The 9,769-nt window shown below is 67.1% G+C and carries 7 protein-coding genes; 2 read left to right on the top strand and 5 right to left on the bottom strand.

Annotated features, from left to right (window positions below; genetic code table 11):
• Window positions 1-265 precede the first annotated feature (265 nt).
• Window positions 266-2,014 (bottom strand): ShlB/FhaC/HecB family hemolysin secretion/activation protein, encoded by a 1,749-nt coding sequence (locus tag KDH83_RS27075; RefSeq protein ID WP_212321379.1) that lies wholly within the window; start codon window positions 2,012-2,014, stop codon window positions 266-268.
• Window positions 2,015-2,319: 305 nt separating this feature from the next.
• On the opposite strand from KDH83_RS27075, the gene KDH83_RS27070 reads away from it, so the two are divergent.
• Window positions 2,320-3,081, top strand: a complete 762-nt coding sequence (locus tag KDH83_RS27070; RefSeq protein WP_212321377.1) for a uracil-DNA glycosylase — start codon at window positions 2,320-2,322, stop codon at window positions 3,079-3,081.
• Window positions 3,082-3,357: 276 nt separating this feature from the next.
• Window positions 3,358-5,184, top strand: coding sequence for a DEAD/DEAH box helicase (locus tag KDH83_RS27065; RefSeq protein ID WP_212321375.1), 1,827 nt, complete (start codon window positions 3,358-3,360; stop codon window positions 5,182-5,184).
• A gap of 141 nt (window positions 5,185-5,325) precedes the next feature.
• Here the strand turns inward: KDH83_RS27065 and KDH83_RS27060 are convergent, their stop codons facing one another.
• The 4 genes from KDH83_RS27060 to KDH83_RS27045 all read right to left on the bottom strand — a co-directional run bounded on the left by KDH83_RS27060 (window position 5,326) and on the right by KDH83_RS27045 (window position 9,674).
• Window positions 5,326-6,135, bottom strand: a complete 810-nt coding sequence (locus KDH83_RS27060; RefSeq protein WP_212321373.1) for an IclR family transcriptional regulator — start codon at window positions 6,133-6,135, stop codon at window positions 5,326-5,328.
• 81 nt (window positions 6,136-6,216) lie between these two features.
• Complete coding sequence (locus tag KDH83_RS27055; RefSeq protein ID WP_249205385.1) at window positions 6,217-7,590, bottom strand: MFS transporter; 1,374 nt, start codon at window positions 7,588-7,590, stop codon at window positions 6,217-6,219.
• A gap of 92 nt (window positions 7,591-7,682) precedes the next feature.
• Window positions 7,683-8,702: a 4-hydroxy-2-oxovalerate aldolase gene (gene dmpG / locus KDH83_RS27050; protein WP_212321371.1), complete on the bottom strand. Its 1,020-nt coding sequence runs from the start codon at window positions 8,700-8,702 to the stop codon at window positions 7,683-7,685.
• 15 nt (window positions 8,703-8,717) lie between these two features.
• On the bottom strand, window positions 8,718-9,674 hold the full coding sequence (locus KDH83_RS27045) for an acetaldehyde dehydrogenase (acetylating) (protein WP_212321369.1): 957 nt from the start codon (window positions 9,672-9,674) through the stop codon (window positions 8,718-8,720).
• Window positions 9,675-9,769: the final 95 nt, after the last annotated feature.

Below are 9,769 nucleotides of genomic sequence, written 5' to 3'. Positions count from 1 at the left end.
CAGATCTGGGTGTAGAGCACGAGCCAGACGATGGCGGAACGGAACTTGGACATGAGGCGACTCTCGGTAATCGCTTTGGATGGCTTGCGGCCACCCGCGAGGCATACGGCCCGCGAGCGACGGCCCCGCCGCGCCAGGCCATCGACGCGGCCGCGGGCAAGCGGTCCGCGCCGGCTTGGCCGGCGGCGAGCAACAACAACGCAACTGATACAGCTGATACCGCTGACACTGAACGCGGCGCGGGCAGGCCCGGCCGCGCTTCACGCTAGAACTCGAACATCAGCGACGCGGCGAACACGGTGTGCTGCGTCTTCAGGCTTTCTGGTTTCTTGAGTGGCCAACCCAGCGACAGGTCGTAGCTGGCGTTGACCGCATTGGCAACACCGGGCAAGGCCACGCGGCCGCGCAGGCCGGCGACGGAACCGACCAGGGTGCGGCCGGACAGGAACTGGGCGGACTGCCCGCCGACCCGGCCCACGTCCAGTCCGACGTAAAGCTGCTGGCCCAGGTCGCCAAGATTCAGCGACAGGTCGTTGCGCAGGCTCCAGCCGTCTTCGGCGGCCAGCGTCATCTGGCCGTCGAAACCGCGCACCGCGTAGCGGTTGCCGATGGTGAAATAGTCGGACGGCACCACGGCCGTCCTGGCGTGCTGGATCTGCCAGTTGGCCTGATAGGCCAGCTGCTGGCCGGACAGCTTGAACGGCAGGTACAGCCCGGCGTTGGCCGTGAGGATGGTGCTGCGTCCGTTCCAGTCAGGATCGCCGTAGACGTAGCCGGACTGGTTGGACCATTGCGGCAAGGTGCCGCGCACGCCGCCGCCGATGTCCAGCGCGGCCTGGCCCACGTAGTGGCGATGCCCGTAGCTGAACTCGTAGCCGGTGACGTCACGGCGCTGGACTTCGATGTCGATGTCGTTGATCGTGCTGTTGACCCGCTTGCGCAGCAGCTTGAACATCACGGTGCCCTTGTAGGTGCTGCCGCGATACGGCACCACGGACACGCCGATGTCCACCTGTTTGGTGGTGCCGGCATAGATGATGGGCTCGTCGAAACCCGCCACGGTCTGGCGATAGCGCGAGCGGCTGGCGCCGGCGAACAGCGTCCAGTAGCCGAAGGGAATGCTGTAGTTGACGGACCCGGCGCGCGTGGCGGCGTCGTCGCGCCCGAAGGCGGCGTTGCTGTTCCAAGAGACCGAGAACTGGTCGTACAGGAACAGCGGCGAATCCAGCGTCAGGCCGGCGTTGATCTGCTCCTTGCCGGTGGATTCCATGCCGGCGTTGTCGCCGCCGATATACGCGTGCCAGCGCTTGCCGGTGCCGGGCTTGATGACGATGTCGGAATCGCCCAGCTCGGGGCCCGGCGCCACGTCGATGGAGGCGTCGGCCTGGCTGCCCAGGCGGCGGATGTTCTCCAGGGCCTGGTCCAGGTCGCGCTGGTTCAGCTCGCCGCCCGGCCCGGTCGGCAAGGCGGTGCGCCACCAGCCGGCCGCGCCTTCGCTCTGCACCGCCGAGATGCGGCCCGGCACGTAGCGCAGCGTCAGCGTGCCGGCGGCCAGCGATTGCTCGGGGACCAGCACGCGCGCGGTGACCCGGCCCTGGTCGATGAGCCGGGCGTGCAAATGCTCTTGCAGGGTTTTGAGGCCCAGCCCGCCCACGCAGGGGCCGACGGCCGTGGCGGCCAGCTTGTACAGGTCCGCCGGCGGCGCGGCGCCATCCCATGTGACTTCGCGCAGGACGAAGCAGGGGCTTTCCTGGGGAAACACCAGCGGCCCTTCGCCGGCGGCCGGCGCCTCGGGCGCGGACAGGACGTCGGGGCGCTGCGCGGCGCGGGCGCGCTGCGCCTCCAGTTCCTGTTCCTGGCGGCGCTGGATTTCACTGGCACGGGCGGCGGCTTCGGCGGGCGTCTGCTGCGCGGCCGAGGGGAATGCGAAGAACGCCATCAATGCAACCGACAGCGCCACGCTACGGGAACCCTTATGCCGGAGGGTTTCCCGCTTGGAATGACGGGTACGCATTTGTTTCTTATTGAAATAAAAACCGACTACGTTTTATTTGACGGAACTGTATTACTGAAACTTAAGGCCTGAATATGTCGAAAAATAAAAACTTTTGAATTAAAAATTGGCGACAATATTGGAAGTTGTATGTTTTTTATCATTTCTTACCAAACTCGCTTCCATTAGGGGAAATTCGAATTGGTTACAACCTACCGGGAGGCATGACCGGGTTCCATCAGATTGTTCTCAAAGTGCGCTAGGGAGAAACCCGAGGCAGCGCCACGCTCCGGAACGGTCCATGACCCTGTGCCACAATCGCGCCCATGCCCATGGACAACCGCCTGCTCCCCTCCGCCCTGGCCGCCCAGGCCGCCGAACTTCCCGCCGCGTGGCAAGCCGCTTTCGCGGCGCGCGCCGTGGCTGACGCGCTGGCCGCCGTGACCGCTCATATAGAGCAGCGCCTGACCGCAGGCGCGGTGGTCTATCCGGCCACGCCGTTCCGCGCGCTGCACGGGCTGGCGCCGTCAGACGTGCGGGTGGTGATCCTGGGCCAGGATCCGTACCACGGCCCCGGACAGGCGCAAGGGCTGGCATTCTCGGTGCCGGACGACTGCAAGCGGCCGCCCAGCCTGCGCAACATCTTCAATGAGATCGCCCAGGAATTCCCCGGCGCCCCGGTGCCGGCCGGCAATGACCTGAGCCCCTGGGCCGACCAGGGCGTGCTGCTGCTGAATACGGCGCTGACCGTGGAAGACGGCCAGCCCGCCTCGCACGCCAAACGCGGCTGGGAAACGGTGACGGACGCGCTGATCGCGCTGGTGGCGCGCGACCCCTCGCCCAAGGCTTTCCTGCTGTGGGGCGCGCACGCCCAGGCCAAGCAGGCGTTGCTGCCCGGCAACAGCGGCCACCTGGTGCTGATGTCCAATCACCCCTCGCCGCTGTCGGCCCGCCGCCCGCCCGTACCCTTCCTGGGCTGCGGCCATTTCGCGGCGACCAATCGCTGGTTGGTTGACCAAGGGAAAAACCCTATTGATTGGGCACTGGACAAAAAAATAATTCCCAGGCAAGGCGAATTCGGGTTATGATCGCCGCACTGCACAAAACGAGTTCGGCATCTACCGCGTTGATTTAGCGGATTTTTTTGCAGTCTGCCGGGCAGCCTCTCGCCCTGGCCCATGCCGAACATCATCGATTCCTGACCTCCTTTCCTTTCGCCCTGCGTTCCCGGCAGTTACATGGAACGCGTCACGCGCACGGTTGATTCGGTCGGCACGATGCTCCATCAACCGTCGCCCGGATCGCCGCCCCTACCTTCGGCCCGACCTGGCAATGCGCCGCTTTGACCGCGGCAAGGGAAAGTTATGTCTTTCGAAAACCTCGGCCTCGCGCCTGCCCTGTTGTCCGCCGTGCAAGACGCCGGCTTCAGCACCCCCACCGCCGTGCAGGCCGCCGCCATTCCCCAGGCCCTGGCCGGCCATGACCTGATGGTGTCCTCGCAGACGGGCAGCGGCAAGACCGCCGCCTTCATGCTGCCGGCGCTGCACCGCATCGCCCAGATGCCCGCCAACAAGGGCGTCGGCGTGCAAGTGCTGGTGCTGACCCCGACCCGCGAGCTGGCCTTGCAGGTCACCGACGCCACCGCCACCTACGGCCGCAAGCTGGCCGACCTGCGCACCGCCACGGTCGTGGGCGGCATGCCTTACGGCGCGCAGCTGAAGGCGCTGTCGCGCCGCGTGGACGTGCTGGTCGCCACCCCCGGCCGCCTGATCGATCACCTGAACGCCGGCCGCGTCAAGCTGAACACCGTGCACACGCTGGTGCTGGACGAAGCCGACCGCATGCTGGACATGGGCTTCATCGAGGACATCGAGACCATCATCGGCCGCCTGCCGGAAAGCCGCCAGACGCTGCTGTTCTCGGCCACGCTGGACGGCACCGTGGCCAAGCTGGCCGCCCGCATGATGCGCGAACCGCAGCGCATCGAGATCGCCGGCGCCAAGGAAAAGCACACCAACATCACGCAAAGCCTGCTGTACGCGGACGACGCCAGCCACAAGATGCAGCTGCTGGATCACGTGCTGCGCGACGCCTCGCTGGACCAGGCCATCGTCTTCACGTCGACCAAGCGCGGCGCCGACGATCTGGCCGACCGCCTGGCCGACCAGGGCTTTGCCGCCGCCGCCCTGCACGGCGACATGAACCAGCGCCAGCGCACCCGCACCCTGACGCAACTGCAGCGCGGCCAGCTGCGCATCCTGGTGGCCACCGACGTGGCCGCCCGCGGCATCGACGTGCAAGGCATCAGCCACGCCGTGAACTTCGACCTGCCGATGCAGGCCGAGGACTACGTGCACCGCATCGGCCGCACCGGCCGCGCCGGCCGCAACGGCCTGGCCTACACGCTGGCCACGCACTCCGAGCGCCACAAGGTCCGCCGCATCGAGCACTACATCGGCCAGTCGATCACGCCCGAAGTCATCGCCGGCCTGGAACCCCAGCGCACGCCGCGTCCGTCCACCGGCGGCCCGCGCGGCGGCAAGCCCTTCGGCAAGCGCCCCGGCGGCGGCTACCAGGGCAACCGTGAAGGCGGTTACCGTGGCGACCGCGAAGCGCGTCCGTCGCGCCCGTTCGGCGACCGTCCCGCTTTCGGCGACCGTCCCGCTTTCGGCGACCGTCCGCAACGTGAAGGCGGCTTCCGCGCCGAGCGTTCGTTCGGCGACCGCCCGCAGCGCGAAGGCGGCTTCCATGGCAAGCCCTCGTTCGGCGACCGTCCGCAACGCGAAGGCGGCTTCCGCGCCGAGCGCTCGTTCGGCGATCGCCCGCAACGCGAAGGCGGCTTCCGTGGCGGCGACCGCCCCTACGGCGACCGTCCGCAGCGCGAAGGCGGCTTCCAAGGCAAGCCCTCGTTCGGCGACCGTCCGCAACGCGAAGGCGGCTTCCGTGGCGGCGAGCGCTCCTACGGCGACCGTCCCAGCTTCGGCGACCGCGCCCAGCGCGATCCGCGTCCGTTCAACGAGCGCGGCCCGCGTGAAGGCGGTTTCCGTGGCGGCGACCGCCCCAGCTTCAATGACCGCGCCAGCTTCGGCGACCGTCCGCAGCGCGAAGGCGGTTTCCAGGGCAAGCCCTCGTTCGACAAGCGCGACGGCGGCAAGCGTTTCAGCAAGCCGGCAGGCGCGCGCCGCGGCTAAGCCCCGCTCGCGGGCGCGGCATCAGTCGCGCCACGCCAGCTGAAAAACACCCCAGGCATCGGATGCTTTCCGACGGCTGGGGTGTTTTGCTTTGGGACGCTGAATCCGGCGGCGCGCCGGCGACGCATGGCGCGATGCCGGCTATGCGCCGCCCGCACCCAACAGCATGCTGATCTTGCGGGCCACGCTTTGCACCAGGGGAATGATCTCGTGCATGCGCGCCTCGTCGGTGTAGGCGTCCGTGCTGGTCACGCTGATCGATGCGACGATGGCGCCGCTGGCATCGCGCACGGGCGTGCCCACGCAGCGGATGCCGTCGACGTTTTCAGCCAGGTCGAAGGTGTAGCCCTTGGCCGCATAGACCGCCATCGCGGCCAGCCATTCATCCAGCGGCAGGCGTCCACCCATGCCCTTGGCGGCTTCCTGTTCGTAACGCTGTTTCCACGCGGCGGGCCCCTGGTCCAGGATCAGCGCCTTGCCCACGCTGGTGCTGCATACGGGCTTGCGGCCGCCAATGCGCGTGTTGACCTCGATGGGCCGCTGGCCGCCGATCTTGTCGAGATAGATGATGCCTTCATCTTCATCCAGCGCGGCCAGGTGCACGGTGTCCTGCGTCTGGGCGGCCAGCTCTTCGAGCAAGGGCCGCGCCGTCGTGGTGATGGCGGAGTCGCGGTAGGCCATGAAACCCAGCTCGACCAGCCGACTGCCCAGGCGATAGCCCTTGCGCGGCTCGAAGCGCAGATAGCGTATCTGCACCAGCGCCGAGGCCAGCCGGTGGGTGGTGCTGAAGGCGATGCCGGTCCGGTCGGAGATGTCCTGCACGCTGCGGCAGCCTTCGGCCACCGCGCTGACCACGTCGAGTCCTCGGAACAGGGTCTGGCTAGCAAGCGGCTTGGCTGTCTTGGCGGCCTTTTCGGCCTTGACGGTCTTGTCGACGGATTTTTCGGTCATGTGCTGAGCAGAGGGTGACGGAACGTGAGGCATCGACGGCCAGCGGCGCCGGCGGCGCCGATGCGACACGCGTCCTGCGCGTCACGTATCCAGCGGTTGCCCGGTACGGTCTTTGGTGAAGCCGACCGCGATCAGCGACACCGCGGCGCAAAGGACGATGAAGACCGCCACCGGGACATAGCTGCCATCATAGCGGGCCAGCAGGGCGGTGGCGATCAGCGGCATCGGTCCGCCGACCAGCGCCGCGCCCACCTGATAGCCGAGCGAAACGCCGGTATAGCGCACGTTCGGCGGAAAGCTCTCGGCGAAGAACGTGCCCAGCACGGAGCCGTAGGTGGACCAGATGATGGAAAAGCCCAGCACCACGGCGGCCGTCGCGATCAGCGCCGAACCCTGGTTGAGCAGCCAGAAGTACGGCAGCGCGTAGATGGCGATCGCCACCGTGCCCCACGCGAACACCTTCTTGCGGCCAATGCGGTCCGACAAGGCGCCGAAGTACAGCATCACCGGCACGGCGATCAGCGCGGCGACCAGCACCACGTTCAGCGCCTGGACGCGCGGATAGCCCAGGCCCACCAGATACGAGATCGTGAAGGTGGCGAAGAGGAAGAAGGTGCTGGTCTCGACGAACTTGGCGCCGATGGCGATCAGCACGGCGCGCCAATGCCGGGTCAGCGTCTCCACCAGCGGCATCTTGCGCTCCCCGGCATTCTTGGGATTGTCCCGGGCTTCGGCGGCCACCTTGCGGAAGGACGGCGTTTCCTCGACCTTGTTGCGGATCCACATGCCGATCAGCACCAGCACGATGGACAGCACGAACGGAATGCGCCAGCCATAGGACAGGAAGGCTTCCTCCGAGAACAGCGCGCTCAGGCCCGAGGTGGCGAAGTTGCCCAGCGCCAGGCCGAACAAGGCCCCGGTCTGGGGCACCGCGCCAAAGAAGCCGCGCTTGTGCGCCGGCGAGTACTCCACGGCCAGCAACACGCCGCCGCCCCATTCGCCGCCCAGCGCGAGTCCTTGCAGCAGGCGCAGCAGGGTCAGCAGGATCGGCGACCAGATGCCGATGCTGGCATAGGTCGGCGTCAGGCCGATGAGCACCGTGGACAGGCCCATGATGGACAGCGTGATCACCAGCGTCTTCTTGCGGCCGACGCGGTCGCCTACATGCGCGAACACGATGCCACCGATGGGACGGATCAGGAACGCCAGCGCGAACGAGGCCAGCGCCAGCAGCTGGCTGGTGACCGGATCGCTCGACGGAAAGAACAGCTTGCCGAAGACGATGGACGACATGGTCCCGTAGAGGAAGTAGTCATACCACTCGATGGTGCTGCCGACCGCGCTGCCGAACAGCGCGCGCCGGCGGTCGGCCTCGCTGACCGTGGCGGCTTCCGGACGGGCGTGACTGCCCGCCGGCCTGTTGCCCATGGCCGGGCCCGATTGTCTTGTCGACATGAAGTACCTTGCTTGTCTCGTTGATATTCAAATTGTGGGCATCCGCGCGGCGGCCGGAGCCGACGCGCGGATGCCAGGTGGCGCCTGGCGGATCAGGCGCGCTGCTTGAGGATGTCCAGCGCCACGTCGACGATCATGTCTTCCTGGCCGCCCACCATGCGGCGCTTGCCCAGCTCGACCAGGATGTCCACGGTCTTGAGCTGGTACTTGGCCGCCGCCGCCTCGGCATGGCGCAGGAACGAGCTGTATACGCCCGCATAGCCCAGCGCCAGCGTCTCGCGGTCCACCCGCACCGGACGGTCCTGCAGCGGACGGACGATGTCGTCGGCCGCGTCCATGAGCTTGTAGAGATCGGTGCCGTGGTTCCAGCCCATGCGGTCGATGGCGGCGATGAAGGCTTCCAGCGGCGCGTTGCCCGCGCCCGCGCCCATGCCGGCCAGGCTCGCGTCCACGCGGTCGCAGCCTTCCTCGACGGCGACGATGGAATTGGCCACGCCCAGGCTCAGGTTGTGGTGGGCGTGCATGCCGGTCTGCGTTTCGGGCTTGAGCACATCCTTGAAGGCGCGGAAGCGGTCCCGCACGTCCTGCATGCCGAGCGCGCCGCCGGAGTCCACCACGTAGCAGCAGGTCGCGCCGTAGCTTTCCATGAGCTTGGCTTGCCGCGCCAGCGCCTGCGGTTCGGTCATGTGGCTCATCATCAGGAAGCCGACGGCCTCCATGCCCAGATGGCGGGCGTACTCGATGTGCTGGCGCGAGACGTCGGCCTCGGTGCAATGCGTGGCCACGCGCACCACGCGCACGCCGGCGTCATAGGCGTTCTTCAGGTCGTGCACGGTGCCGATGCCGGGCAGCAACAGCGTGGCGATCCTGGCGTGCCTGACCTCGCTGGCCACGGCCTCGATCCATTCCAGGTCGGTGTGCGCGCCGAAGCCGTAGTTGAAGCTGGAGCCCTGCAGGCCGTCGCCGTGCGCGACCTCGATGGAATCGACCTTGGCCTCGTCGAGCGCCCGGGCGATGCGCCGGGCCTGTTCAACGCTGTACTGGTGGCGGATGGCGTGGCTGCCGTCGCGCAGCGTCACGTCGGAGATGTAGATTTTCTTGGCTTGATTCATCGTGTGTCACCGCCCTCAAACAAGCGCCGAGGCCGCCAGCATGCGCCGGGCCATGTGTTCCGCGGTGCGCAGGCCCGCGCTGGTCATGATGTCCAGGTTGCCCGCGTAGGCGGGCAGGTAATGGGCCGCGCCCTCGACTTCCAGGAAGATCGAGGTCTTCAGCCCGGTGAGCGCCTCGCCCACGCCGGGCAGGCGCACGGGCGTGTCGATGCGGTCGAACTGCACCTTCTGCTTCATGCGATAGCCGGGCACGTAGGCCTGCACGGCGGCGGCCATGTCCTCGACCGAACGCGCGATGGCGTCCTCGTCGGACAGTTCGCTCAGCGTGTAGACGGTGTCGCGCATGATCAGCGGCGGCTCGGCCGGATTGAGCACGATGATGGCCTTGCCGCGCGTGGCGCCGCCCACCGCCTCGATTGCCTTGGACGTCGTTTCGGTGAACTCGTCGATATTGGCGCGCGTGCCGGGGCCCGCGCTCTTGCTGGAGATCGACGCCACGATTTCACCGTAGTGCACCTTGGCCACGCGCGATACGGCCGCGACCATCGGGATCGTGGCCTGGCCGCCGCAGGTCACCATGTTCACGTTCAAGGCGTCCAGGTGGTCCTCGCCGTTGACCACGGGAATGCAGTACGGGCCGATGGCGGCCGGCGTCAGGTCGACCATGCGGATGCCGGGCTTGAGCGCGCGCAGGAATGCGTCGTTCTTCACGTGGGCGCCGGCGCTGGTGGCATCGAACACGAAGTCGATGTCCTGGAAGACCGGCAGGCGCGCCAGGCCTTCGACCCCTTCATGCGTGGTGGCCACGCCCAGGCGCGCCGCGCGGGCCAGGCCGTCCGATTGCGGGTCGATGCCGACCATCGCCCCCATTTCGATGTGCTGGCCATGGCGCAGGATCTTGATCATCAAGTCCGTGCCGATGTTGCCGCTGCCGATGATGGCAGCCTTGAGTTTGCGTTGGGCTGTAGACACTTGGCTCCTTCCTTTCTCCGAACACCGTCGTGCGTTTCCTTATTGGCCGGAGTGTAGGTAGGTTTTTTTAAATTATCAATATATAAGTATTGATC

The sequence above is a fragment of the Achromobacter sp. Marseille-Q0513 genome, assembly GCF_018195695.1.
Taxonomy (GTDB): domain Bacteria; phylum Pseudomonadota; class Gammaproteobacteria; order Burkholderiales; family Burkholderiaceae_B; genus Achromobacter.
Note: the sequence above shows the minus strand (reverse complement) of the source record. Positions and strands in the feature narration are given on the sequence as shown.